The organism is Cryobacterium sp. TMT1-3 (genome assembly GCF_004402315.1).
Taxonomy (GTDB): Bacteria; Actinomycetota; Actinomycetes; order Actinomycetales; family Microbacteriaceae; genus Cryobacterium; species Cryobacterium luteum.
Genome location: NZ_SOFW01000039.1, coordinates 124,758 through 150,427, shown reverse-complemented (window position 1 = coordinate 150,427; position 25,670 = coordinate 124,758). Strand labels below are relative to the sequence as shown.

Here is a 25,670-nt window from a genome sequence, read left to right as displayed (position 1 = left end):
GAGTTCAGCTACACCTGGCGCTATGCACCGCTCTCGGACAAGGCCAGACTCTCCTCATCGACTTTGACGGCATTGTTTACGTTTACCGTCGAGTCCCACAAGCCGACCGTCTCAATCGCGATGTCTGCGCTGACCACGTCAGCGTAGTGAAGACTTGTGTTCTCAAATGACTTGAACTGGTAAATTGCCGAGTTCATATGCTGGGCGTTGAATACCCCGATGCTGTTCAGGAGCTTGAAGTCGGCAACGGTAAGTCCGGTTGTTCGTTCGAACAACTCCGAGTCCAACGATTCGATGACGTCTTTCAACGCTTCTTCGCGGAAGTCCGTGATGTACATGAAGACCGGCACCTTCGCAACGAATTTCTGCAGCTTCTCACGAATCTCTTTGCGATGCTTCGAAGCTTCGGACTGCACCTTCTTCTGCTCCGGGTCGAGTTTGCCACCCTGCGCTCGCTTTGCTTTCTTCAGAAGTTTGCTGGACGTAACGACGTGTTGAGCGGAGTTTGTGAGATTGCGGAAATCCTCAATCTGCTCGAGCGCTTTGAGAAGTTCTGGTTGGTTGAGAAGCGCGGACAGTGTGTGCTCGCTGACTTCCACGAGCAACGGCGAACTCCACCGCTGCGCAAGAGCCGTCGCTCCGATACCTGCGGTCGCCCAGTTGAGCAGCTCCCCAGCATCGAGTTGGGTCATGCTGCCACCCGAGAATTGAAAAATGGGTAGGTGGTTCAGCAACTGCCCGATGGCTTTCGAAGGAGAAACGTCGCCGGCAGTGGCGAGCCGTAGCCCGTATTCGGCAACAAGCCCGAGTGCTCTGTTGGGGTCAAACTCGAAGACGTAACACGTGTGTTTTTGAACGTCCATGGTTCCGTCGGGATTGCGAAAAGCCCACGGTGACTGAACACGGAACGCAGCTTGAAAGTACGATTCTGGTGACTTCAGGGAGCGAAGCATCATGATTGCGCCCCACTCGCGAACGGTCACCCCGGTCATCAGTTTTCCACACGACAACGTAATGGAACCTGTGGACGCGCCCTTGCTGATGGCCGCTTCTACCGGTGGTTTCGCAGCGGCTCCCTGGCCCGCTTTGTTGCCTGCGGCCACAACGACGGTGAAGTGTTTGAAGTAGGAATGTTTCTTGAGCATGTCACGCATCGCGTAGCACGCTGCCACATCGGCCATGTACCAAACAGAGTGTCTAATGGATTCGGTGAACTCGGGAGATTCGTACGGGAACGGAGCTTTCTGCCCAGTGACGACCTTTGTTTTCATCTGGTCGCTGAGCTTGCCCCGCAGGAGTTCCAAGAATTCTGAAACCCTTTCCTGGTCCTCAAATGCATAGGCACCAAGCTCAGTTGACTTGCTCGAAGGGACGCGCTTCTTGGCTCTAAAATACTCGCTTAGCGAGAATCCGTTGAACTCCCCGTCTTTTGCCCACGCGCTGGCCTGGTCGCCAAGCTCGTATGAGAACATTTTCATCTGAGGCAGGTCGATGTAGGGATTCTGTCCCTCTTCCGCCTTCCAAAGACTTTTCGCCGATTGCTCATCTACATAGGTCCAGTTGAAGATGGCATCTTCAGTGAACTCCCCGTTCGTGATGGCTCGAAATGGAGTGCCAGAGAGGTACAGGTGGTGGTGGGATTGCAGCCCCAGGTCCTCGTCTGTAATCCGTTCATCTGGCTCCTCCGTCTCTGCGATTTCTTTGTCGACGGGGTCGTAGAGGTCTCGTGCCGAGTCACGCCAAGCGCCGAAGTGATATTCGTCCAGAATGACGCAATCCCATTCGAGCAAGTGAACAGTCTCGTTGTGGGCCTTGATTTGTCCGTCGGGTGTCTTGCCGTTGAGGTCCTGGAATGATGCGAACCAGACCAGAGGGTTTGACTCGTCTGCAAGCTTGTCCATCTCGGCTATGGAAGTGTCGCGGTCGACGAACTGCCATCCCTCGAAGTCGACATGACCAAGCAGGTCATCCTTCCAAGCAGCTTGTACGGCGGGTTTGTACGTCAATACCAAGATGCGTTGCCAGCCCATCTCTCTCGCCAGCTGATAGGCCGTAAACGTCTTACCAAAGCGCATCTTTGCATTCCAGAGAAACCTGGGAGCCTTTCCGCCGGAGGTTTCTGCTCCATGCGCCGCAAAATAGCCGGCCGTGACCGCGACCGCATCTTCCTGTTCTGGGCGCATCGGAAAATCGAGAGTTCTGGCCGAATCGAATTCAGTGCCGTTCCGGACTGCGGTAATTGCCGCTTCAACCTCATTGACCGTTGCTTCGAACCATTCACCGCCCGCACGCTTGATACCTTGCGCTTTCAGCGCCTGGTGGACGGCATGGTCACGGAAGAATGAACCATCAGTTCGTTGAGCAATCTTATCCACCAAGATTGTGACGCCTTCAAGAGCCGGATACGCAGTGCCCAGTTGCTGCTTGATGCGAGCGCGCGCCGACGACTTCGTAGTCTCGCCAACCTTGATGACTCCCTTGCCAACAATGCGTGTGTTTCCGACTGTACGTTCCCATTTCACGTCATCGCGTCCAATAACCGTGTACGCGTACACACGGCGAGGTGTGCCGGGCGAGCCCACAGTCTCGACCTCGCTCAACGCGAGACCCTGGGCCTCCGTTTGCTCTGTCAATTGGAGGCCGCAATCGAAGGCGCGGGCATCTCTTTCACTTGCGATTCAATGAACTCAATCTCATCCTTGGTCAGTGCGTAGCGTTCGTAGAGAGCTGCATCTGTCCATTCTCGGTCCATAGGCAAGTCCGGAACGAAGGAGTAGACCCCCTTCGCTGCATCTTGTGTTGGCTTTCGAAGCGACACCAGAAAGCGAACGAAGCGGGTCCGCAGATACGCCGCATATCGCTTTGCGACCTCTTCCGTGGCAAATCGCCCGGCAACCAAGTAAGTTTCGGTGCACGCCTCCCCGGGCAACGCAACAATGGGTCGGCTCAGAAACATCGTCTCAACTGCGGCGCTCGTCCCCTGCACTCGCGTCATCAGCACCTTCCACTCTTCTACCCATGACGCATTCTGAAGTATTCCAGTGCGCTCTATCCAAGAAATTCGTTGGGAGCCGTAGAGCTTCACCGGGTCCGACAACTTGGCTGCAGTCGTTACGCCATGGAAGTTGGTTGGGAATCCGAATGGCTTGCGGCTTGAAACACGCTCGTTGAGGGTCGTTTCTGGACTACCGCCGGCACGATGTACGCGTACCTTCTCAAGAATGGAAACCGCTTCGTTTCTCCGCACAAGCACGTCAAAGGCATCCAGGTACCGCTCGACAGGAGCACCAAGCGATTTGCCATCCCACATCGTCTCTACTGAGCAGGGCCCTCTGTGTTCGCGTGCCCAGAGGAAGTACGACACGCCTCCTCGAATCTTGACCCCGGGGAATCCGTCATAGAGCTTGGGATAGTCGACAAGCTTGCTCATCCGTTTGTCGGCCAGCATCCGGGCCCGGAACTGGTCCAGCCCCTTGCCCCCGCGAACCATCGCGAAGGAGTAATCATCAGGACGTACCGCGGGTTCAGATTGACAGCCGCTTCAACGAAGTGTTGGTAAATTGGTGCCGCGCTGGCCCCGTGCCCTCCGTCTTCGGTCTGATACGGCGGGTTGCCGACAATTACATCGAATTTCATGTCGGGAAGCTCCTTTGTGGGGAAACCCCCATGGATAAATGCGTACGCGTGGTTCTCGCGCTTTCCGCCGCGTTCAAGCGCCGAGGGTGCTCCGCACACAACACAGGACTTGGATTTTTCCCCTTTGCCGAACAGGTGTTTTGCGGGCACGAAGGGCAGATTCCCGTCGGCCGACTTAAATTCGACTACTGACCTCGAGCTGGATGCATCGCGCGAGTAGTAGACACTCCGCCGGGCGATGTGGCCGGTCATCTCGGTAATTGACGCACCAAAGAGCATGTTCCGAAAGATGTGCTCGCGCCGTCTCTCGAAATTAGGCTCCCAATCCTCGAGTCCATCAAGCAGCCGAGCTGCCACTTCACGCAGAAATACGCCCGATTTGCAGAACGGGTCAAACCATCGATAATTCGGCTCACGCCACACTGCATCTGGCAGCAAGTCGAGCATTGCGCGCGCAACTGCAGGCGGGGTTGGTACCTCGTCATTCGAGAGCTGGGCCAAGCAATCGAGTATGTCCGGCACATGTTGGCTGGACTTCTGGGCACTATTTACCAGACTCATTTGCGTTCCCCCCGACGAATGGCCCCGGATACTGGGCCAACTCACTGTAGTGAATTCCCGTACTGTCACGACGCGAAGCGCCTGAATACTCCCCGAAAAGGTCAAGCTGAGGTGCTTCCTCCGGCTCCGCCAGCGTCTCCCATTCACGGGTGAAAGTTGCCCCTCGCCCCGGACGATATCTGACAAACACGATGTGCTTTGTGTCGAGGAGAGTGTCAGCTCGAACGATGTTCGTCGCGAGGATAGCCTCGACTGCAGTGGCGAATCCTTGTGTCGGTGCTTGGGTGTTCAGGTCTCGGTCGAGGTGCGACGAAATCACTGCCCTAAGGCGGTCGCGAGACTCCGTGACATTTTCCGGGTCGATGTCTATGCCGTAGGTGGACGCAAGACATCGGAGAATACGGTGTTCATATCGCTCACCGCGCCCATAGCTCCGAACGGTGACTGTGGATAGCTTGCGTTGGAGAATTTCTTCGAGAAAGTTTCCAGAACCGCATGCTGGCTCCAGGAATGTCCGGTCGTGGTTGCCGGTGTCCTCTGCGCTCGGGAACATATCCGGAACTAGGTCGAGCATCGCATTGACTTCGCGCTCATGGGTGTAAACCTCAGCCAAGTCTCGAACGCGCTCGCGAGTCCTTATTTGGACATGTCGCTCACGTGGTGCGATATCACCTGCGGTGAGCATGCCAGACACCGGCTCCAACGGAATAGCATTTCCCACCATCTGCTCCTTGTATCGCACCCAAGCGAAATTCCGAATTCATTGCAATAAAGCCAAGCAGGTAGCTGGGACCCCGGAATAAACACAGCCACGCCTCACCTTCACCCTAGCGAGTCGGGCCGACACTGCTTACACGACGCGGCGCAGGGGCGCTTCGACGCACGCCTCCGTCGTCATTGGACTCGAGTCGCGGCGGCGGTCGTGTCGGAGGCAGCCAGTATCGTGCAACCACACGAGAGGGCCTTCAACGATGCGAGCAATTTGTCCGGTCTGCGACCAAACTGTCACGGTAAGCACCACACAAGTGATGACGGCCCACGAGTCCAGTGGAGGTCGCTGCTCAGGAACAGGCGGGCCGCCGGGGAAGTTGGTCGCGGACACCCTTCGCCCTCGACCAACAGCGGCCCAAGAACGCAACTTACTTCGGGCATCTCGAAAGGCCCTGGCGCCGAGGCCCCGCGTTCGTCCGCGACTCGTAGAGCCGCCAGCTTCGTCCCGCCAGCGGCGGAACGAAGTTCCAGCTCGCGAAATTAAGGCGCCGGCACCGATGCCGGCTGTTGCCCGCCGCTCCACCACAAAGCCAGGAGGAGTGGGCAAAGCAAAGTCATTCGAATCACGTCGACAAGCGTCGCTTGCATCCCAACGAATCTACGAAGCAGAGGCCGCCGCTCGCAAGAAGGCGAACCTTGAACGTGGAACCGTGCCCAGACGCAAGTCAGCGCCCGACCCGAAGAAGAAGAGGTGGGTTCAGTCGATAGTCGGTGGAGGGTCTCCGGGGCTGGGCAAGAGGTAGCGTCTTACCGCTGGCCGCCAATCCCCTGCGCGTACTGAGCCGATTGCGGTATCGCTGCGGGGAGTTGAATCGTTGCTTAGCTGTTGACGACTGCCCTGTCACCATTCGATGCTCGCATGGGCAATAAATGCCTCGACGAGTCTTTCGGGTTCGTCAAGGTGGCTGAGCGGCCGGTCGCCGCCAAAGTACGTTGTCGGCGTGTACAACCAGAAAGTCAGACCGAAGCCTGAAAAATCCAGGTCGGCAGCCGCCGAGACGAGTGGCAGCACAAAGGACTCAATATGATTTCGGTCGGGTCCGAACTGGCAGCCGGGGAACACTATTTCTTCCCTCCAGATGAGCGCAATGAGCTGGTCCGTAGCGAGCATTACCCTGATTTTGGGCTCTTCCACGTTCAGCATGGTCGCCACATCGGTCATGGAATACAGCCCATCTAGGGCATGGATATTTTGAAGGGCAACGTCAGTCATTGCCTTCCCGAGCTCTATTCCGGTGAGAAGCGCAATGCGCACGATAGTCGTGCTTTGCTGCGTGTAATAGTCGGCGAATGAGTCTTCGGATTTCATCGTCCAATACCCGGCCTCGCCGACTTTGCACGTATCAAGGGTGCGGAGCGGCCGTTCGAAATCGTTGAAGGTGACGTTACTGCCCACACCCGGGATGCGGGTGACTGTGCCGCGCTGGAAGTTCACGATGTAGCTGCTGCAGACAGTCGTGACGCGCCAGACGCCCGATTCGTCGCCGTTAAGCCCTTCGACGGTTTTCATTGCTGGTCCTCCATATCACGTTCTGCGGCGCTTGAGATGAACTTCATTTCCGTTAGGCCTCGGTTGATGATGTGCCCGGGTGCGGGGTGCTGCTGAACACTTTGCGCAGGGAAAGGAGGTCGGCGTGTTCTTCGTGCGGGAGGCCAGGGGCCGCGCCGTCGAAAGCACAAGGCTTGTGAACGGCGCGGCGCCCGGGACTCAGTTCGGTGTTACGCGGCCGAAACTACTGCGTCAGCAATCCGTTTGCGCTGAGCCGGTCGAGTTTTGTCACAGAGTCGGTTTTTCGGGGACGCCGGTCGGCAGGGCCAAGAGCGCGCTAATATGCGCCTCTCGGTCACGCGAGAGCGTTCCAGATTTCAGCTGCCGCAGTTGACGTCCAAGCCATCTCCCCAGCGCAAACTCCGCCGGGTCAGCGGAAGTTAGGCGCGGCAACCGACCGTTCGTTTGCACGTGCTGGATGGATGCGGCGAGGTTGATTCGCCAGCGGCTCTCGTGCGGGTCCCACTCGAACGCGGGGGAGACGTCCAACCGGATGCGCTGATAGGCGGTGAGCCTGTCATCGAACCGGCGTTGGTGTCGCGCCCATTCCCCGAGTCGGCGCTCGTTGTTCGGCAAGGTCGACCGGTTTCGAGTGTTCTCCCGCGGCGTGTGCTCGCTTGCTCGCCAGAACTCTTCGTAGCGGTGGAGAGCGTCTGCCCAGCTGGCTGAGCGCCGGTAGCCCACCGCTCGGTTAGCCTCAGCGCCGCTCGCACGCCGATGGTCCGCTGTCTCATATTGCTCGGACTCCGGGTCCACATCGCCGACCTGGAACCAGAGCGTGCGTGCTTTCTCGTGGAGTTCGCTGGTGCTTGTTCCTTGTTGCATTGTGCCGCCTGTTCTGGCCGCATGAATTGCTGCCTCACTGCAGCTATGCGCTGTGCCCAAAAGGACTAATTCGGCCCGGGTTTGTCACTGAGTCGGTGGTTTGAAACCAGGCGAATCTCTACTGTTGTGCTCCAGAGCCCGAGACCACGAGACGGAGTCGTGATGCCGACAACCGCGGAACACCCACAGAACGCACTGACGGATGCCGACCGCGGCCGATACCTCGTTACGACGGCGTCCGCGACCCGCTACTCGCTCGACCTCGACGCACGGGTCCTTCGACGGGTGGCCAGCGCCATGTTTAATGACACGCTCAGCCTCCGACGGGATGGTGATGACGTCGACCTGCTGGAAATCGTCACCTGCTGCGTTGGCAATCCCATGGTGGTGCTGATAAACCTGCACGTACCCGGCGTCTGGCTCACCACCCGAGAGACCACCAGAGTGGTCTCAATCGAGCCGATTACCGAACCACCTCAACGGCCATGAGGAACGCTGATGAGCGGGCCTATCAATACCGCCCCATCTACGCGCTGGCCTACTGGGAAACCATTGGCCCGTTCATCGAAGATGCGGTCGCCGAGGTTGCTGCCGCGACGGGGCGCGCACCTCGCAAGCTGTTCCCCGCCACAGTGGCGTTCGTGCTCTGGTGTTGGCAAACACGAGGGACTCCGCTCGAGCGGCGACGCATCTTCCGGCGCCGCGTCGTTGAAGAGTTCATCCACCGTGGAATGGGCAACTACCTCAGCGGCAGCAAAGCAACCCACCGGGCGACGCTCGCTCTGATGGTGGAGGCTCTGAACCCCGCTGACAGCGTTCGAGAGCACCGACCCATTCCCCGGTCCGCACCGACCAAGCCGTACGCACCGAACGATGTCGCCGCTTTACACAGTTGGGCTCGCAGCCAAGGCACACCGCGCCGTCAGCTGGACGCGATTGCACTTCTGACACTTGGATTGGGTGCCGGTTTGGCGACCCGTGAGCTGCTCGCCGTCCGAACGTCAGACCTCGAGCTACGCGATGAACACGTGCTCATCATTGTCTGGGAAAGCCGCCCCCGCCTCGTGCCCGTCCTTCCCGAATGGCATAAACCTCTGCACCGCATCGTCAATGACCTCAATCCCAACGATTGGTTCTTCTGTCCCGGTCGCACCGGAGTTCACCCCGGTCAGGTCACGGACTTCTTGCAGCGTGCCCGGACGACGTTGGATGTTCGACCGAGCCGAATGCGTGCGACGTGGCTTCTCGGGCATTTCATTGCGGGTACGCCCCCGCGGGAGCTCCTCCGCATATCTGGGCTCAAGAACCTCGCGGCGCTTGACCAGCTCATTGCCCAGGCCGCGGAATCGGGCACCCAACCCACTCGCTCTACCTCCACATAGGAGCGCAATCATGATGCGCGACAGGTGACGGTGAACAGCCATGGTTCGGTCGCTGCGGCAGCTCGTGCAGCTTTTCTGCGAGCCCCCGTACACGGTTTACATGACCGACCGAAAAGACCGACTCAACAACAAATTCCTCAGCGACTCCGCAGCATATGCGCATCTAAGGGCTCTCGACCCGGAGCTCCCCGACGCGCTCTGGGGCATCATCGTCCGATATCACCCGAAGGTCTCGCTGACACAGTGGAAGGCCGTACGGGAGTTCACCATCGCTACGGCAGTGCAGATGAAGCCCCGCAGCTACGAAAGCACTCGCCGGCTCATGACAATGACGGCGAGGTTCCACAGCTGGCTGTGGGCTGCCACCGGTAGTGAACTCACCGCTGAACGCGTTTACACATCGCGCAATGTGTATCGCTACTTGCAGGAATTCTTGCCTACCCACTCCGAATCGCATCGGTGGGGAATTGTTCGGCAGCTCGGCACCATCGCTGACCTCCTCGCCAATGGTGGTATCAAACGCCTGCCAGCACCTCACCTGCCCGGGCGGCGCCCCTTCAGCCTGGCCGATTCCGCCACCATGCACAGCTGGGCGGCATCGCTCACAACTAATCTGAAGCGTCAAAACGCGTGGGCAATACTTGGCCTTGCCGGCGGCGCTGGCCTCCGGACCGACGAAATCATAGACGTGCGCCTGGGCGATATCGAAATGACCGACGGGCGTGTCTTCGTCAACGTTCCCGGGCCACGACCACGCCGAGTCCCCGTGATGAACCCGTGGAACCGAACACTCCTCCGCAGCCTCGACCAACGTACAAACCCCGACGAGTTCCTATTCTGCGGCTACCGAAGTAACGAATATCGGCCAACCGCCATCCAGACCTTCCTGACCTTGCATCCGTCCCGGGTGCGCGCCACAGTGTCACGGCTGCGTTCCACGTGGATAGTCAGCCAAATCGACAACGGGCTCCCGCTGCCGGTCCTGAAAGCCATCGCTGGTTTCGCCTCAGCGCAGAGTCTCGATAAACACCTCCGCTATGCGAAACCCCTAAACCTTGCCGACTATATCGGTCTCATCACCGGCGAAGAGGTCGCCCGATGAACGGCGCTGGCGACACCGACCACAGCTACTCCGTGTATGACGACGATTTGGGCGGCGTCACCGCGGAAGAAGTGATGGGGCGGGGCCGCGTTCATCACGTCATCGCTGACGACGTCGTGGTTTTGATGGAAGGCCGTGTTCGCAAGACGGGCGCACTCGCCAAACTCCAGGACTGGCGCGACGAAGATGCCGCTGGCGAGAGCCTGGGTGGCCGACCCTCACTCATCTCGGAACTCGCCATCCTCACGGGCATGTTGCTACTCGCCAAGGCAAACGCGCCGATGTTCATCACTCGACTCGCCGCACTGTTTCAATACGAACTCAGCGACCAATCCCGTGAATTGCTCGGGCTCGAAGCATCCATGACCAGCTTCATTGGGCACGTGGGTGAACAAAAACGTTGGTACCACAACACGCACCGAGCGTTTCATCGTCTCAACGACCTGATGGACCCGTTTCCTCAGGAACGTCGGCATTCAAAGACCTACACCGAGATTCAGCACATTCTGGATACACATGACAGGGTGCTGGCCGACAAACGCAAAGCCCGACTCGACGAATTCACGAAACTATTTCTCGTCATGACGTACAACGAACAACCGCGCCACATTCGTCGTATATCAAGCAAAGTCGACATTTCTTTTGACCAAACTTTTATTGGAACGCCAACAACAAAGGGCTACTCCAAAAAGAGCCTCGCCAAGCGGGTCGCCGACGAAAAGAAAATTGAGGAAAAGCGCACTCTGACGCCGGGGCCAGTCGATGCCTTCGCTGGATGGCACGTACGCGCCGGAGAACGAGTCGACTCTCGTCGTGGCCAATCCGACCAGACGGACCCCCACGGGAAGGCCGATGCGGGGACGAATTACGCCTGGGGATGGGAGGCGAATATTGCTGTTCGTGTCGACTCCGAAGCTCCCGGCCAGTCCCGCTTTCCGGCACTGGCCATCGCCGCAACTCTCAGCTTGCCCAACGTCGGCGTCGCCGAAGAAGCTGTCTCATTAATGAGGGCTGCCAAGGCCACCGGATTGAAGCCAGGAGTCGGAGATGCGGACAAGCAATATTGGGCGAACTCCCTCGTTGAGCGCCTCCACGACCCCGCATTCAACGAAGGATTCACACCCTCGACGGACTACCGCGTCGACAGGCTCGGGGTGCAAGGCGGGGACCACGGCGCAAAATACATCGAGGGAGCGGCGTACTGCCCCGGAACACCCCAGCCGCTTCGCGATGCCACGAAGGACCAACTAAGTGGCCTCCTCGACAAAGAGACCTACTGGGTGCGAATCAAGGAGCGCAAGGCCTTCCAACTGCATCAGAAGGAGAAGCCTGACGCGCGCGGACGTACGGTACTCCGTTGCCCGGCACTTGGGCCAAGCCCCAGTGTGACATGCCCCCTACGGGAACTATTGAAGACTCAGACTGTGGTGGACAAGGAACGTCCGTCGGTTGACCCGGACGATGTGCCCGACTTTCCTGACAAAATTTGCCGCCAGCACTCCGTGTCCTTCGAGGTAGCAAAGATGCGCCGCCAACAACAGGCCTTCGACTACGGCACCAAAGAATGGGACGAATTCCACACCCACGCCCGCAACAGCATCGAGTCCCTCAACGCCCAAGTCAAAGCCGGCGGAACAGAAGATATTGAATCGGCCGGTCGTCGTCGACTCCGTGGATTCGGCGCCGCCCAAATCATTGTCACCGTGCTGCTGACTAACTTCAACATACGCAAAATCGCCGCGTTCATGAGTGACAAAATCAAGGAAGACGCCAAGCGAAACGCTCTCGGTGAACCCACTGTCGCCATCATTCGACGTCGCGACCGCGAGTGGCGAAACCCGTACACCGACACCTATCCGTCCGGCGTCGCGCGACCAGGCAAAGGAAAGAGCGGTGCGCTGACCGATGAAACTGGCGGGCCACCCCGCCGCCAGTAGCAGCGCACTCAGCGAGAACATCACCGCCCTCGAGGGCAAGCCTTCCAGCTGTTAGAACAATCCGACGCGCCACAAAACGGCAAGAATCGCCAGGGCGGCAGCGTCGCCCATCGAATCGCCCTCACCTCGGCGCTCACGCACTGCTTGAACCAGAAATCGCTCCTGAGAATCCTCAGGAGCGATTTCTTTTTGTTCCAACCAGACCGTTTCGCGAACAGTTTCGCGAACGGCCCTTTGGTCGGGCTGACAGGATTCGAACCTGCGACCCCTTGACCCCCAGTCAAGTGCGCTACCAAGCTGCGCCACAGCCCGCCGCTTCCGCACAGCGATTCCAAGATTCGAAACCTGCGGAAGGCAACTGTAAGAGCTTACCGCCTTATGAGAGGACCGATGAACACATGAAATGGCACCGACGATCGCCCTGGTATTGCCGCGGCCTGCGTGCTGATCTGGTTCGTTGGTTGCGTCGCGACGGGTCCGGCGACGATAAGGCTGTCGTGAGACGAGGCGGCAATAACGCCCTCACGCTTAGATTCACGTAACCCTGTTGCTACTCTGATCGCATGGTAGCCATCGCACGCACCGATCACCCCGCCCCGATCGTTCGCGCCCGTCGTGTTTCGGTCCGCTGGTCGCTCGCCGCGGCCGGGCTGTTTCTTGCAGCGGCCGCGCTGCAGCTTGTCGCCTCGCTGGAACGGTGGGTCGTGCTCACCGGCTCATGGACGCGCACCGACATCTCGATTGAAGACCACCGTTTCGACTACTCCTACCCCGCTGACCCGTGGGAAAACCTCGGCACGACCGCGCAATTCTTCGGCTTGGGTCTTCTGCTGCTGGCGCTGGGCATCAGAGCCCTGGCGCGATCAGCCGCGAGTCGCGACAGTGGCTTTGAGCGGATGCTCACCGTCGCCACCGCAGCATCCTTTGGCATCACCGGCATGCACGCCCTCGTTTCGGGCCTCATGGGTGTTCCGTCCCCGCTGCAATTCCTGCCGGTGCAGATGCTGCTGAGCTTGATAGGGTTCGCGGGTTTGATCGCCTTGAGCGTGCGCTGGCTGCGTGTGTCATGGGCGTCATCCGTTGCGTGCCTCTTGCTGCTCGGCGTCACCTTGCCGGGCTATATCGTCGCCACTTTCCAGATTGCTCCGGCCCTTCTGGGCTATCAGTCGCACGACACGACTCCCTTCACCGAGACCATCGTCGCCGTGTCGACGGCCGCGGCAGGCGTGGCGATGCTCGTAGCGGCAGGGATGGCAGAGCGCTCTCGTCGCCGATCCGCTGCGCGGCGTCAAGTGACTGCTTAGCGCCGACTTCCTGCTTCGGGGCGCAGCCGGATCAGCCGGTGCGGGCCATCTTCCTTCAGCTCTGCCTGGTCGCTGCGTGAGGCGAGAAAGTCGGTGAAGGAACGAAAGCCAAGGGGTTTTTCGTTGAACGATGGGTCCATGCGGCGCATCTGGTTCTTGATCGTGCCTGTATTGAGCCACTCGTCGGCATCTCCCTTGGCGTGACCGATCTGCAGGGCACGCACCAGGAGGTCCGTGGCCAGAGTTTGCGGGTCGATGTCATCGCCAAGCTCCGGCTCGTCGTATTGCGCGTCTTCGGTGTGCGAGAACATAGGAATCGTGGTGAGCCTTCGGGCCGGACTGACAACCGGGTCGACCTTGGCAGGAGCCGGTTCGGCGGCCTTGCGGCTCTCGCGCGGGGACTCTGCGACGACCGGGCTGGCCGAACCGATCCCGGGCAGTGAGTCGTAGTCCTCGAACTCGTCGCAGGCGGCGGCGAGCGACGTGCTCGTCGAACCCGCAACGCCGATCCCCACCACGAAACGGCCCAGCCGCTTCGACTTCTGAGCGAGGGCGATGTAGTCGGAATCGCCGGCGATGATAATGACGTGGGTCAGGTCGGGCAGGCGAAAGAGGTCTTCGACCACGTCGACGGCCAAACGGATGTCCGCCCCGTTCTTGGTTCCTCGGGTCGTGGTGGTGAACAGCTGGGTCAGATCCACCGCTCGGGACATGAGCTGGCGCTGGTAACTCGCATTGACCGGAACCGACCAGTCGGCGTAGGCCCGGTTGACCACCAAGGTGCCAAACGACGCAGCGAAGTCGATGATGGCGTTAAAGTCAACCGTCGCAGCGGCGAGCCGAGCGGCGATCTCGGGGTCGGCATCCGGGCTACGTCGATTGAAATCGCGGATGCCGTCACGCTGGAAGGCATTTCGCCCGTGCAACTGCTGGTACCGCGAGATGACGATGTTGTCGAAGTCGATATAGAGACCGACGCGCGCGTCGTTTGGTTCGGTCATGGTGAGCTCCTCAGCCGCAGGCGGAAGACTCAGTAGCGATCCGGTACTCCTAGTTTGCGCCGAGCTGCGGGTGGAGGGCAACTTGGGTTCGACGTGACCGAGGAAGAGGGGCGACGCTCGTTCTTTTTCGAAACCGCCCTTCTGGGTGCCGCCGGCCGCACACCAGCTGGGTCCAGGATCGAGACAGGACTACTGTCTTTCGTGACGGAGAACGAGCAACGGAGGACGCAATGACCACAAACAGTCGAGCTCGGGTGGTCGTTCGCGATGGCCCGTGGGGGTTCGTGTTTCTGTTGGCCTACATCGGCGCGGCGATCTACTTCGTCTCGGTGTCGACCGGCACCTTCTGGGGTGTCATCCTGGGACTGCTGCAGGCTATCGTCTGGCCGGTCTATGTCGTCTACCACGTGCTGCTCTCAATCGGTGCTTGATCGCCGCCACTCGACGCCCGGTCGGCCGACGAGACGCATGAGAAGTGGATGCCCCGCCCCCTCGCTAGGGTGATCAGCATCATGCAAATTCGAGATATCGGTATTTCGCCCCTGAAAGGTGGCCGACACCAGCCGCGGCAGAGCGTTCAGCTGGGGCACGACGGTGCCGCCGGGGACCGTGACTTCGCCGTCGTTGATCTGCACACCGGACAGATTCTGAAAACCGTCGAAAATGCCGCGCTGGTGGGTTGCGAGGCCGATTGGGCCGCTGGAGTTCTCTCGGTGGAGATCGACGGACGGCGATTCTCGGCCGTGCCGGAGCCGACCGGGCAACAGATCGAACTGGAATATTGGGGTCGCGGCACGCCCATGCAGGTGGTTGACGGACCCTGGGCCAGCGAGTTCTCGCGTCTGCTGGGGCGCAGCGTCGTTCTCGCGCGGAGCCTGGTCACGGGAGGTGTGGTCTACGCCGATCCGATCACGATCTCCACGACCAGCTCACTCGATCGGCTGGCCGACAAAGTCGGCGGAGCCGTCGACACACGCCGCTTCCGTTCCACCTTCACAATCGATACCGGCGACGCCGACGCGCACATCGAGGATTCGTGGGCCGGCCGCGAGCTGGTAGTGGGCGGTGCCCGACTGCTCATCAAGGGAGGTATACCGCGATGCGCGGTCATCGACATCGACCCGCAAACCGGCGTTCGGGGAACTCACCTGCTGAAATCCCTGGGTGGCTATCGCCTGAAGGGGAACGACATCATGTTCGGTGTCTATGCCAGCGTCATCCAACCCGGAGCGGTGTCAGTTGGCGACGAGGCCCGGCTGGTAGACGAACCGCACGACTGAATAGTGGCCTGACCTGCGATCAAACCGGTGAGCGGATGTCTAGGCTGGGCACATGGCCACAGTTATTCTCGTGCGGCACGGCCGCACCACCGCAAACGCCACCGGAGTGCTGGCCGGACGAACCGTTGGAGTCAGCCTCGACCAGCTCGGGCGGGAGCAGGCGGCACTGACCGGGCAACGGCTCGCGGCCGTGCCGCTGGTGGGCGTGGTCTCAAGCCCCCTGGAGCGCTGCCGGCAAACGGCGCAACTAATTATCGACCGTCAGACCGGCTCCCCAGTGACGCCGTTCGATGAGGAACTAACCGAGTGCGACTACGGCCAGTGGCAGGGCCGCAGCCTGAGCGACCTCGCCACCGAGAACCTCTGGTCGGTCGTGCAGACGCAGCCCTCAGCTGTAGTCTTTCCGGGCGGCGAATCGATGGCCGCCATGCAGGCGCGTTCGGTGGCCGCTATTCGACGCCACGACGCTGTCTTCGAAGCCGAGCACGGGCCCGACGCAGTCTGGGTGGCGGTGAGCCACGGCGACATCATCAAGTCAATACTGGCCGACGCGCTCGGTATGCACCTTGACCTGTTCCAGCGCATCAACGTGGGGCCGGCATCCGTTTCAATCGTGCGGTACGGCGTGGGGCGGCCAAGCGTTCACGCCACCAACACCGATGCCGGCGACCTGTCGTGGCTGGCGACCGGCATCCATTCGGCTGACGCACCGGTCGGCGGCGGGGCCGGGCCTCAGGCTCCGCGCACCTGACGCGCTTAGAGTATTTGTATGCCCACAATCGTTCATGAATTCGACTGGCCCGACCGGGTCGTCGTCGGCACGGTCGGACTGCCCGGATCGCGCACGTTCTATCTGCAGGTGCGCACCGGCACCCGGATCGTGAGCATCGCGCTGGAGAAACAGCAGTCGGCGCTGCTCGCCGAGAAAATTGATGAGATTCTCGACCAGCTGATCACCTTCGAAGGCAATCCGTTCAGCATTCCCACGACGACACCGGTCGAGCTGGTCGACAACGACCCCCTCGATCAGCCCGTCGCAGAAGAATTTCGCACCGGTGCCCTCAGCCTCGGCTGGGATCCCTCGACGGTGCAGGTCGTGATCGAGGCCTACCCGCTCATCGACGGCGAAGACGAGGAGGAAGACCAAAACGACGACGATTCGCCCGATTCGGTGGAGATCGCGCAAATGCTGTTGGTGCGCATACCCGTCGGCACCGCGCGCGCCTTCGCGAAGCGCACCCGCGAGGTCGTGGGAGCAGGGCGGCCCATGTGCCCCCTGTGCGGCTATCCAGTGGACGCCGACGGACACACCTGCACCCTGCCCGAGGTCTGATGTCCGAGCCCGACCTGCAGCACGGCGAGCTGCGGCTCACGGGCCGCATCAACACGGCATCGAACGCGACATTTCTCGCCAGCATCGACGGGGTGACGGTCGTCTACAAGCCGGTTGCGGGGGAGCATCCGCTCTGGGACTTCGCCGGTCTGGCGAACCGCGAGGTGGCCGCCTACCTCGTCTCACAGGTGTTCGGCTGGAATGTGGTGCCGCGCACCTGGCTGCGGGGCGGCCCGATGGGCCCGGGAATGGTGCAGCTCTGGCAGGATGCCGACCCGGCCCAGACCGCCGTCGACATCGTGGCGGCCAAGGCCGTGCCAGGGTCTGGATGGCGCCACGTTTTCGATGGGCGAGACGAGAACGAACGGATGGTCAGCCTCATCCACGAAGACACGGCCCCGCTTCGACGCATGGCTGTGTTCGACATTGTCGTGAACAACGCCGATCGCAAGGGAGACCACATTCTGCCGATGCCCGACGGTCATCGGCACGGCGTCGACCACGGACTCACCTTTCACGCTGAACACAAGCTGCGCACCGTGCTGTGGGGGTGGCTCGGCGACCCGCTCAGCGCCGACGAGCTCGATGGCGTCGACCGCGTCAGCGCCGAGTTGAGCGGTGCCCTCGGTGACAGCCTCGCTGGCCTCCTCAGCGCCGACGAAGTCGCCGCGCTCGCCGAGCGTTGCAGCCGATTGCACACGGCTGCACGATTCCCGGCCCCGAGCGGCGACATGCCCGCGGTGCCTTGGCCGCTGTTCTAGCTGCGACAAACGCAGATACTGTGCCACGCTGGAGGCATGGATCTTGAGGTGTCACCGGCGCTTACCATTCCAGGCCGCGAACTCGGCTGGCGGTTCTCCCGATCGTCCGGGCCCGGCGGCCAGCACGTGAACACCTCCGACAGCCGCGTCGAACTGTCCTGGAACGTCGCCGACTCCGCGGTGCTCGCCGACGATGAGCGGATGCTGCTACTCACCCGACTCGGTCACCGTCTCGTTTCCGGCGTGGTCACGATCGCCGCGAGCGAGCAGCGGTCCCAGTTGCGCAATCGCGAGATTGCCCTGCGCAAGCTCGCCGACCTGGTGATTGCAGGGCTGGCGGCGGAACCGGCCGCGCGCCGCGCGACCAAACCCACCCGGGGTTCGGCCCGCCGGCACCTCGCCGTCAAGCAACAGCGCTCGGCCACGAAGCAGAACCGCCAGCGGCCCGCGGCCGAGTAGCCGGTAATGCTGTCATCCCACGGGCACCTGCACGTTCAGGAGGTCGCCGCCCGTCGTTAGGTTGAGGATGGCGCGGCCGAGGTGAACCGGACCGCCAACGGAGCTGCGTGGAAGACGCGTTCCGATGAGTTCTCCGTCGCCCGTGGCTTGCGGACTCAGCAGGGCACCTCTGCGGCCGCGTTTCATCTCTATCTGCCAACCGGTAATTCCGGAGGCTACCTCGCCGATTCCGCCGCCCAGGATGATCGCCTGCCCGTGGTCAGCACACGACTTCACGAACTGCAAATACCACGACTTGGCAGCGGTGTCACGAACAAGCTCGCCGTCGTCGATCACGAGCACCCGCCGCGGGCGGCCGACCGGGAACAAATTTTCAAGAGTGTCGGCGGTGACCTCAGCGTCGGTGATCAAGGCCAGCACGCCCGGTGTTCCCGCCAGATCACGCAGGGGCGAGAGCCGGGGAGCTAGTAACACAACCTCGGCACCCTGAGCAAGCAGGGAGCGCACCATCGTCACGAGGACAGTACTCTTGCCCGATTTAGGCGCTCCTGCCACGATGAAGGCACCCATGCCGTCATCGAGGGTCGGGCCTACCGCCAGCAAGTCGTCGCCACCCACCCCGACCATTGCCCAGAGTCCAGTGCGCTCCGGAGCGCGCAGCTCCCAGGCCTCGGCGAATGTGATCGTGCTCGGCAGCACGTCGAGGTGGAACGGACGGCGTGATCGCGGCACCCAGGCATCCCTCGCTGAAGTCATTCGGCCGAGTTCGACTAACGCGGCGGACTGCGCCTGACCAGTGGAATCTGCGGTGAGGAGTGCTACTTGAGTTTCGATCGCACTTTCCGCGACGAAGCCGCGACCCTCACCAATGACATCAGGCAATTTCTTGGCGTTCAGACCGGCGTAGCTGTAGTCCCCGCGGTCAGACAGTCGCAAGACCAGCTTGTCTTCGACGAGCGTTCCGATGCGGCTCGAGAGCAGCTGTCGGTCACCCGCAATGATGACGTGGACCCCGAGGCTCGCACCTTCGCGTAAGAGCATGGTCACCTGATCAACCAAGGCCCCACCGTCGAGCTCGCCGAGGCTGCCGAGGAATCCTTCCCAGCGGTCGATCAGCAGGACGATATGCGGGAGTCGGCTGCCCGCCACCACGTTCTGGCGCTGCTCAGTGATCCCAGCGAATCCGTCGTTGGCGAGGATTTCCTGACGTCGGTGGGTCTCCAGGACGAGCTTGGCGAGGAGGCGTTGCGCGCGTTCGGTTTGAGTGCGCATGACGACGGCGCCGGTGTGCATCATATCGCCGAGGGGAATGAGCGCACCGTTACCGCAATCGAGGGCATACAGGTGTACGTCGGCGGCCGACGTGTTGCGAGCGATGGCGCCGGCGATGCTGCGAAGTACCTGCGAGCGTCCGCTTCGCGGCGCCCCCGCGATGAACAGGTGCCCGGCAGAATCGAGGTCGAAGAACGCGGTGCCCTGCTGCTGGAGTGCCGGCAGGTCCTGCAGACCGTAAGGAATCGGGCTGATCGACCAGCCGGTGTCGTGGCTGTCGTCCAGGGCGAATTCGTTGATGTCATCGAGCACGATGGACGTCGTGAGGGCCGGAAGCCAGGGCCTGTGCTGCGGCGGAATAGCCATGTTCTCACTAGCCCGGCAGATCGCCTGTACGAGTGCTTGCAGATCCGTTTCTTTCTCGGTGTTCCGTTCGATTTTTGGCGGTTCCGCTGCCGCACGGCCGAGGTCCTCCCAGCGAGTTTCATTGCTCCATAGGGCGCGACTGGGGGCTGCACTGGCACTGCGTCGCTTACCACCAACACGTCCGGACTGAAACGGCAACAACGCTGATGCTCCGAGGCGAATATATCCCCGACCCGGAGTGTTCTTTGAGATCTGTGCCGAGTCGGGCGCATCTATGACGTCGGCACTTTCCGCGGCGTCCGTCACTCGCAAGGCGATACGCAGATTCGTGTTCGCGCGGATTTCGGGAGAAATCACTCCGCTGGGGCGTTGAGTCGCCAGAATGAGATGGATCCCCAATGACCGACCACGCTGGGCGACATTCACCAAGCCGCTGACGAAGTCGGGCAGTTCACGTGCCAGCGACGCGAACTCATCGATGACAATCAGCAGCCGGGGAAACGATTGGATCGCCGGGTCGGCGTCGGACAGCTCGGTGTAGTCTTCGATGTCTTTGGCTCCGGCAACGGCGAGCAGATGTTCACGTCGGCGCAGTTCGGCCCCGAGTGATTCCAAGGCGCGCTCGACCAGATGGGTGTCCAAGTCGGTGACCATGCCAACCGTGTGCGGTAAGTCGACGCAGTCCTTGAACGCTGCCCCGCCCTTGTAGTCGATGAGTACAAAAGTCATGGAGTCTGGTCTGTTCGCCTGAGCGAGTGAGGCGACAATAGTCTGCAACAGCTCGGATTTACCCGATCCGGTCGTGCCGGCGACGAGGCCGTGAGGCCCGTCGCGCCGCAAATCGAAGCTGAAAGCGCCATCGAGACTCTCGCCGACGACCACCTCCGTGGTGCGACCGCCCATACGCCACTTCGCAACAATTGCGTTCTCGGTTGGGGGGTCGAGCTGCAACACGTCGAGCAGCCGGCTCGACCCAGGCAGTGCTCCGGATGCCGTTTCGTCGTTGATGTCGACGATGGGGGAGAGAGCACGGGCTACCTGAGCGAACCAGGCCTCAGGGAGCACATCGGTGCGAGCATTGATGACATCTTCGGCCCGCTGCTGAAACAGGTCAACGCTGGTCGGCCCCATCACAATGACGGCCGTGCACTCTTCGGGAAGGAGTCGTCGATCGACGTCGATGCAGACGGCGTACACGCCGACGCCCGGCCCGTCTTTCAGAATACGAATCAGCCCGGGTAAGGCTCGCAAGCGGCGCGCGCCGTCGATAATGACGACAATATCCGGGTCGGCCCAGACGCGTCCACGAGTGCCGACGGATGCCCGCAGCCGGGCTTCCACAATCTGGCCAAGTTCCGCCACGCGACGGCCGAGGGTCTCGGCATCGTTCCCGATCATTACCGCTGCGTCCTGACCGACCGCCGGACGCGCATGGGGAAGCCAGCGCAACCACGACCAATTTTGCACCGAGTGTGAATCGGTCAGAACATAAATCGAGGTGTCGCGCGGTGTTTGCAGTACAGCTATCTGCCCGACGAACCAGCCCGCCAGGTTCTGAGCGGCCGGGTTCGTACCGGCAATTCCCACAACCCCTCTCGCGGCAAGATCGAGGACGACGGGTACTTCCGTGGCAATCCGCGTGACACCGCGGCGGTGTTCCAACTCTTCCGGATCTTCTAGGATCACCTCGGACGGAAGGTCGGCCGTTCCGATGCGCACATTCAGGTAGTCATCGTCGGTTCGGCGGCGCTCCCACAGGCGTGACCGCAGACCGACGGCAATTTCGAGCAGGGTTGCGGCATCTGGTGCCTCCCTGCGCCGTTCGATGCGTTCGCGCACGAGCGCGGCATCAGCGTCGGCTTCGATCCTTCCTTTGAGAATGACGTAGTCCTCCCGCTGCTTGCGGAATGACACTCGACCATTGCGTCGATCGCTCGTGTACGTGGCAATCATCATGATGGGAGAGAGCACCGCGAAGGCGAGAAAACTCACCTGCTTGAAGAGAACGGCCATCAGGACTGCGACCACGATTGGCGCGAGGGCCGTGATCAGCGGCAGCGGTCGCCGAGCAGATTCCTTCGGCGGGGTAGGAAGCTTGAATACGCTCGGTCGTTCCGGCGGCAGCAACCGAGGGGGTCGGGTGTAGTCGAGCCGGGGCAGCTCGTCGGAACGGGTGATAGCGGCATCCGAGCCTTGAGGAACAGCGAACTCAAACAAGGTGTTGCCGATGCGGATCTCGGTATTCGGGTCTACTCCGGTGGCTGCGGCCACGGCCAGGCCGGAGATGAAGAGGGGAGCGTCTCTGGACGGAGTGATTTCAACGCGACCGGAGGCATCCGTCGATACCCAAGCGGCGAAGGGAGCGACATCGGGATCTCCAACGCGCAGTGTGCAGCGCGAATCTGTGCCGATGACGCCGATGCCCGGTGACAGGTAGAACACCGTACCGGCGCCGATACCACTGACGATGCGCAGACTGGATTGATGCTCGAAGGGGCGAGCGGAGTACGCACGGGGGGTTCCGATCATGAGTTCAGCACCGTCGAGGAGGGGGCCAGAACCGATTTCATCCAACAGGTCGACCGGAACGGTGTCGAGAAACGCTACCGTTAGCTCGTCGTCAGGTAGTTCAAAGAGTTTTCCGGCGTGGCGCACAACCTCACCGATGAGCGTCGCTGCTTCAACCTCGAATACCAGGTCGGAACTGCGCTCGGACGCAGAATGCGTGACGGTGACGGCGAGTTTCACGTTGATCCCCCAAACGGATGAGTGCAGATCCAGAGTATGCGGTGGCACGCTGCGCCATTGGCTGGGCCAGCATCTCAGGCAGGTTTGCGCGACCTTCCGGAGCTCCCGGGCTTCACAATTCGACGTTGTAATCGCGCCGCGAATACCCCGACTGCGGCGACCCCGACAGCGGTCAGCAGGCAGACGCTGAAGGCAACGATTGACCAGAAGTAGCTTGCCGGATCGGTCCAGCTCGACGAGATGCCCGAATAGTTTGAGAACGGAACACCGCTGGCGACCCAAACTATTTCCACACCGAGGCCGACGCAGCACAACGCCACCATGCTCGCTGCACCCGACTTGAAAATGACCCAGAACTGCCGATCGGAACGACTGAGATACCTCAGAGCGAAAATGTTCAGAAAAGCCAGGGCGACCGGAAACCACAGAAGTTGATTAGCGATGAACGGTACTTTCCCCGACGAAGCGGCCGCGCTATGCTCCATGGCCCCCGTCAGGTTGCTGCGGCGCAGGTCGAAAGCAACTCCGGTTGCTCCCGCGTACATGAAATAGGCTGCGCAGCCGAGCAGACCGACGATGATGATCCCGTTGCCAATGTGCGACCACAGCGACTTCGGTTTGCTGAACCCCGGTGCCTTCTGTTTTGCGCGCATGTCCACCCCCAGATCGTATGAAACCGTCTTGACGAGCCTAAGTCACCCATTGTGGGGTTCGGTGTCGGCTATCTTTGATAGGAACCGCGGGGTGGGCGACGTTCGCCTCCGTGGAACCAACACTGAGATTTCGAACAAGGGGAGTGCGCGATGGGCAGCATCAAGGTTAGCTATGAGGATCTCGCAACCGGCGCCAAGGTTTTACGTGACGGGCAGAAAGAGGCGGAGGGCGTCCTCGGCAAGCTCAAGAGTCACATCGAAGGCCTGGTGAGTGATGGATTCGTCACTGAAAAGTCTTCCGTTGCCTTTGAGGAGACGTACACGAGCTATAACAAGAGCGCGACCGAAACGATCCAGGCCATTGACGGCCTTGCAACGTTTCTCGAGAAGACCGCCGAAGCCTTGGGCTCCACCGACACCGAGCTCGCCAACGCACTGAAGGGCTGAGCAACTTGATAGCCAGGGTCATTCGCGTGGCGCTGCGGTAGGGAGAAACCGGCATGACTACGCGCATCTCCGTCTCACTGGGCGTCATCGCAGGATTGGCCACCAATCTCAGCACCCTCCACTCGGACTTCTCGGAGGTCCCCGAGAGTGCCGCCGAAACCGCGAGTGCGATTAGTGCGCACGACGTTCTCGATGCCCTGGACGAGTTCTGGAACAATTGGAAGACCCGGCGCGGACGGTTGCTCGAGTCGATCGACGCCGTGCAAACGATGGCCAGCGATGCTGAATCGTCGTTCTCGCAGGTCGATCTCAAGTTAGCCAACGAAATATTGGGGACCTAGCGATGGCACGTCCAACAGATTGGCAGCCGCTCGGGCTGTCCGGCGATCCTGTCGCTGGGGACACGTCAGTGATCGAGGCGAGTGCGCGCGACATGCGCCGCGTCGCCAGGCGGATTGCTGACCAGGTGACCGCGCTCGGCAAGTTATACGTGGAAGATGGCTGGGACTCGGAATCAGGACGCGAGTTCAAGTCGGCCGCAGGCAATCTCGCAGACGCAATCGAGAAGGCCAAGGGCCGATACGAAGGAACCGCGAAGGCCCTGGAAGACTACAAGACCGAGCTGGACCTCGTGCAGGCGAGTGCCGATGGGTATCTCGCGGCGGCCCGCATCGGGGCCGTGGACGTCAGCGAGGCCGTGCACCGGATTGTGCCTGGAGAACCCGGCAGCCCGGAATATGTCCTTGCCGAGTCTGAGCGTAAGAAGGCCCTCGAGGCGGCACAGACGGTTGTGCGGAACAACAAGAATTACATCGCACGCCTCACCGAGGCGGGGGGCGAGTGGGCGGCCACCAATACTCGTGCCGCGAACGCCATCCGGGCCTCGAGCAACGACGAGATGACTGACCAGTGGTACGAAGGCATTAAACAGTGGGTCCACGATGCGCGCGGTTGGTTGAACGTGGTCAAGGACATCCTGTCGGTCATCGGCGTTATCCTCGCTCTGGCGGTTCTGTTCGTTCTCGTTGTGTTCCCGGCGACCAGCATCATTGGCCTGGTACTGGTCGGAATCGTCCTGGCCGCCGTCAGCACCGCGATCACCCTGGCGCAAGCAGGCACCGGTGACGCCACCAGCACTGACGTGTGGATCTCCGTGGCCGGCCTGGCGTTGTCGTGTGTCGCTTTCGGTTCTGGCGGTGCGCTGGCGAAGGTCACCACAAAACTCACCAGCTCGATCTCTCACTCCGCGGGCCATGCGGCGAGGGCGGCTGGGTTCAGCTACAGTGCTGCCTACTCCGGCACGAAAGCAGTGGCGACGCAGTCGGCAGCGTCGACCCGGGTCGTCGACGAACTCTTCGGCCACGGACTCGCCAAACTTCTCAGCGTGAACAGCGCGGGAGCGTCCCTGCGAGCCCCCGAAATTCTAGCTAGCGGGCTCAAGGCCGGAATCATTCCGGCGTTTGCTGCCACGGGTGCGACCATGTTCGGCATAGGTGGCCTGTTTGAGAGCGTACAAAATATTGGCGGAGTCATGGCGGGTGATTACGTGGCAGACCTCACGCGCGTTCATGTCGGTTCACTGTGATGACGGCTTCCGACACGGTTTCCGGATACCGCATCACCGTTCCGGCGGGCTGGCAACGGGTCACGACCGGCGACGGCTCAGCTGAATCAATCGAACGGTTCATTGCCTGGAAACTGCGGAAACAGTCTGGACGTGACCACGTACTCACGGAGCGCGCTCTGCGTGAACAGATGCCGCGTCTGGTCTCCGACGCGGAGGCGGCCGGTGCACTCGATCTTTACGTTTTTTCGGAGGAGATCCGCGGCGTCCCGGTAGTAATGAGTTTTGTCGTCTCGATGACGTACCTCGGCGCAAGTGCTGCTGACCTCGACGAGGCGGACCTGGCCGAGGTTGCCGGATTCGGAGCGACAGAGTCGGAGTTCGTTGATCTTGAAGTCGGGCGTTGCTTTCGTGCGGTTGAACATCGGGCATCGACGGTGGCTGAGTTTCGACGTCTCGTCGCAGGCCAATTCGCTGGGAGTGCGCAGCTCGACCTACCGAAGGCCGATACCGCCCAAGCGTTTGAGGCCGTCGCGCTCATCCGGAACGAGGAATCGTCCGGACGAATGCTCCCCAGCACACGAGTGAGTTATCTCCTACCGGTTCCTGCCTCGCCGGGAGCCTTCCTTCTCGTCGTCTTCAGCTGCGACGACAGCAGTTTCAGCGAGGTGCAGGTGCTGATGTTCGATGCCATTGTGACGACATTGAAGTGGGTCTGA

Annotated in this window: 21 protein-coding genes, 1 tRNA gene and 2 pseudogenes; 14 read left to right on the top strand and 10 right to left on the bottom strand. The window is 61.0% G+C overall.

The genetic code is table 11. The features are described from left to right. Positions 1 to 20: 20 nt before the first annotated feature. The 5 genes and pseudogenes from E3O25_RS14345 to E3O25_RS14325 all read right to left on the bottom strand — a co-directional run bounded on the left by E3O25_RS14345 (position 21) and on the right by E3O25_RS14325 (position 7,342). The gene (locus E3O25_RS14345) at positions 21 to 2,600 is read right to left on the bottom strand and encodes a GIY-YIG nuclease family protein (RefSeq protein ID WP_134361471.1); all 2,580 of its coding nucleotides are present in this window, start codon (positions 2,598 to 2,600) and stop codon (positions 21 to 23) included. A 29-nt stretch (positions 2,601 to 2,629) separates the two neighbouring features. Beyond that, positions 2,630 to 3,636 (bottom strand): annotated as a pseudogene (locus E3O25_RS17585) (Eco57I restriction-modification methylase domain-containing protein). Between the two features lie 544 nt (positions 3,637 to 4,180). Then, positions 4,181 to 4,918, bottom strand: coding sequence for a hypothetical protein (locus tag E3O25_RS14335; RefSeq protein ID WP_198410993.1), 738 nt, complete (start codon positions 4,916 to 4,918; stop codon positions 4,181 to 4,183). A gap of 891 nt (positions 4,919 to 5,809) precedes the next feature. After that, positions 5,810 to 6,478 (bottom strand): hypothetical protein, encoded by a 669-nt coding sequence (locus tag E3O25_RS14330; protein WP_134361470.1) that lies wholly within the window; start codon positions 6,476 to 6,478, stop codon positions 5,810 to 5,812. A 267-nt stretch (positions 6,479 to 6,745) separates the two neighbouring features. After that, complete coding sequence (locus tag E3O25_RS14325) at positions 6,746 to 7,342, bottom strand: helicase associated domain-containing protein (RefSeq protein WP_134361469.1); 597 nt, start codon at positions 7,340 to 7,342, stop codon at positions 6,746 to 6,748. 162 nt (positions 7,343 to 7,504) lie between these two features. Here E3O25_RS14325 and E3O25_RS14320 point away from each other — a divergent pair, with 162 nt between their 5' ends. Next, positions 7,505 to 7,831 (top strand): hypothetical protein, encoded by a 327-nt coding sequence (locus E3O25_RS14320; RefSeq protein WP_134361468.1) that lies wholly within the window; start codon positions 7,505 to 7,507, stop codon positions 7,829 to 7,831. Positions 7,832 to 8,226: 395 nt separating this feature from the next. On the opposite strand, the pseudogene E3O25_RS17950 reads toward E3O25_RS14320, so the two are convergent. Further along, positions 8,227 to 8,283: pseudogene (locus E3O25_RS17950) on the bottom strand (hypothetical protein); the annotation flags it as partial. A 541-nt stretch (positions 8,284 to 8,824) separates the two neighbouring features. Here E3O25_RS17950 and E3O25_RS14310 point away from each other — a divergent pair. Together E3O25_RS14310 and E3O25_RS14305 are read left to right on the top strand one after the other, a co-directional pair. Next, positions 8,825 to 9,826 (top strand): tyrosine-type recombinase/integrase, encoded by a 1,002-nt coding sequence (locus E3O25_RS14310; RefSeq protein ID WP_166806031.1) that lies wholly within the window; start codon positions 8,825 to 8,827, stop codon positions 9,824 to 9,826. Beyond that, positions 9,823 to 11,763, top strand: a complete 1,941-nt coding sequence (locus tag E3O25_RS14305; RefSeq protein WP_134361466.1) for a hypothetical protein — start codon at positions 9,823 to 9,825, stop codon at positions 11,761 to 11,763. The genes E3O25_RS14310 and E3O25_RS14305 overlap by 4 nt, the downstream gene beginning before the upstream one ends. Before the next feature lie 235 nt (positions 11,764 to 11,998). Here the strand turns inward: E3O25_RS14305 and E3O25_RS14300 are convergent. Continuing rightward, positions 11,999 to 12,075: transfer RNA gene (locus E3O25_RS14300), tRNA-Pro, on the bottom strand. A 251-nt stretch (positions 12,076 to 12,326) separates the two neighbouring features. Between E3O25_RS14300 and E3O25_RS14295 the strand changes: the two genes are divergently transcribed. Then, positions 12,327 to 13,067, top strand: coding sequence for a hypothetical protein (locus E3O25_RS14295; RefSeq protein ID WP_092111465.1), 741 nt, complete (start codon positions 12,327 to 12,329; stop codon positions 13,065 to 13,067). On the opposite strand, the gene E3O25_RS14290 is transcribed toward E3O25_RS14295, so the two are convergent. After that, complete coding sequence (locus E3O25_RS14290) at positions 13,064 to 14,068, bottom strand: NYN domain-containing protein (RefSeq protein WP_092111463.1); 1,005 nt, start codon at positions 14,066 to 14,068, stop codon at positions 13,064 to 13,066. The genes E3O25_RS14295 and E3O25_RS14290 overlap by 4 nt on opposite strands. Positions 14,069 to 14,298: 230 nt before the next feature. On the opposite strand from E3O25_RS14290, the gene E3O25_RS14285 reads away from it, so the two are divergent. The 6 genes from E3O25_RS14285 to arfB all read left to right on the top strand — a co-directional run bounded on the left by E3O25_RS14285 (position 14,299) and on the right by arfB (position 17,901). Continuing rightward, a complete protein-coding gene (locus E3O25_RS14285; RefSeq protein ID WP_092111461.1) occupies positions 14,299 to 14,499 on the top strand; it encodes a hypothetical protein in 201 nt (66 codons plus the stop codon). An 81-nt stretch (positions 14,500 to 14,580) separates the two neighbouring features. Next, positions 14,581 to 15,348, top strand: coding sequence for an MOSC domain-containing protein (locus tag E3O25_RS14280; protein ID WP_166806030.1), 768 nt, complete (start codon positions 14,581 to 14,583; stop codon positions 15,346 to 15,348). Between the two features lie 52 nt (positions 15,349 to 15,400). After that, on the top strand, positions 15,401 to 16,099 hold the full coding sequence (locus E3O25_RS14275; RefSeq protein WP_092111457.1) for a histidine phosphatase family protein: 699 nt from the start codon (positions 15,401 to 15,403) through the stop codon (positions 16,097 to 16,099). Between the two features lie 18 nt (positions 16,100 to 16,117). Then, positions 16,118 to 16,681 (top strand): DUF3090 domain-containing protein, encoded by a 564-nt coding sequence (locus tag E3O25_RS14270; protein WP_092111455.1) that lies wholly within the window; start codon positions 16,118 to 16,120, stop codon positions 16,679 to 16,681. Continuing rightward, positions 16,681 to 17,442 (top strand): SCO1664 family protein, encoded by a 762-nt coding sequence (locus E3O25_RS14265; RefSeq protein WP_134361464.1) that lies wholly within the window; start codon positions 16,681 to 16,683, stop codon positions 17,440 to 17,442. Before E3O25_RS14270 ends, E3O25_RS14265 begins: the two co-directional genes overlap by 1 nt. 36 nt (positions 17,443 to 17,478) lie before the next feature. After that, complete coding sequence (arfB, locus tag E3O25_RS14260; RefSeq protein WP_134361463.1) at positions 17,479 to 17,901, top strand: alternative ribosome rescue aminoacyl-tRNA hydrolase ArfB; 423 nt, start codon at positions 17,479 to 17,481, stop codon at positions 17,899 to 17,901. 12 nt (positions 17,902 to 17,913) lie between these two features. On the opposite strand, the gene E3O25_RS14255 is transcribed toward arfB, so the two are convergent. After that, positions 17,914 to 22,335 carry an FtsK/SpoIIIE domain-containing protein gene (locus E3O25_RS14255; RefSeq protein ID WP_134361462.1) on the bottom strand — a complete coding sequence of 1,474 codons (4,422 nt, stop codon included), beginning with the start codon at positions 22,333 to 22,335 and terminating at the stop codon, positions 17,914 to 17,916. Positions 22,336 to 22,361: 26 nt separating this feature from the next. Further along, a complete protein-coding gene (locus E3O25_RS14250; RefSeq protein WP_092111447.1) occupies positions 22,362 to 22,946 on the bottom strand; it encodes a hypothetical protein in 585 nt (194 codons plus the stop codon). 144 nt (positions 22,947 to 23,090) lie between these two features. Here E3O25_RS14250 and E3O25_RS14245 point away from each other — a divergent pair, with 144 nt between their 5' ends. The 4 genes from E3O25_RS14245 to E3O25_RS14230 all read left to right on the top strand — a co-directional run bounded on the left by E3O25_RS14245 (position 23,091) and on the right by E3O25_RS14230 (position 25,670). Then, positions 23,091 to 23,387 carry a WXG100 family type VII secretion target gene (locus E3O25_RS14245; RefSeq protein ID WP_092111446.1) on the top strand — a complete coding sequence of 99 codons (297 nt, stop codon included), beginning with the start codon at positions 23,091 to 23,093 and terminating at the stop codon, positions 23,385 to 23,387. A gap of 53 nt (positions 23,388 to 23,440) precedes the next feature. Next, positions 23,441 to 23,728, top strand: a complete 288-nt coding sequence (locus E3O25_RS14240) for a hypothetical protein (RefSeq protein ID WP_092111445.1) — start codon at positions 23,441 to 23,443, stop codon at positions 23,726 to 23,728. Between the two features lie 68 nt (positions 23,729 to 23,796). Next, the gene (locus E3O25_RS14235; RefSeq protein WP_134361461.1) at positions 23,797 to 24,972 is read left to right on the top strand and encodes a hypothetical protein; all 1,176 of its coding nucleotides are present in this window, start codon (positions 23,797 to 23,799) and stop codon (positions 24,970 to 24,972) included. Next, positions 24,972 to 25,670 carry a hypothetical protein gene (locus tag E3O25_RS14230; RefSeq protein WP_092111443.1) on the top strand — a complete coding sequence of 233 codons (699 nt, stop codon included), beginning with the start codon at positions 24,972 to 24,974 and terminating at the stop codon, positions 25,668 to 25,670. The genes E3O25_RS14235 and E3O25_RS14230 overlap by 1 nt, the downstream gene beginning before the upstream one ends.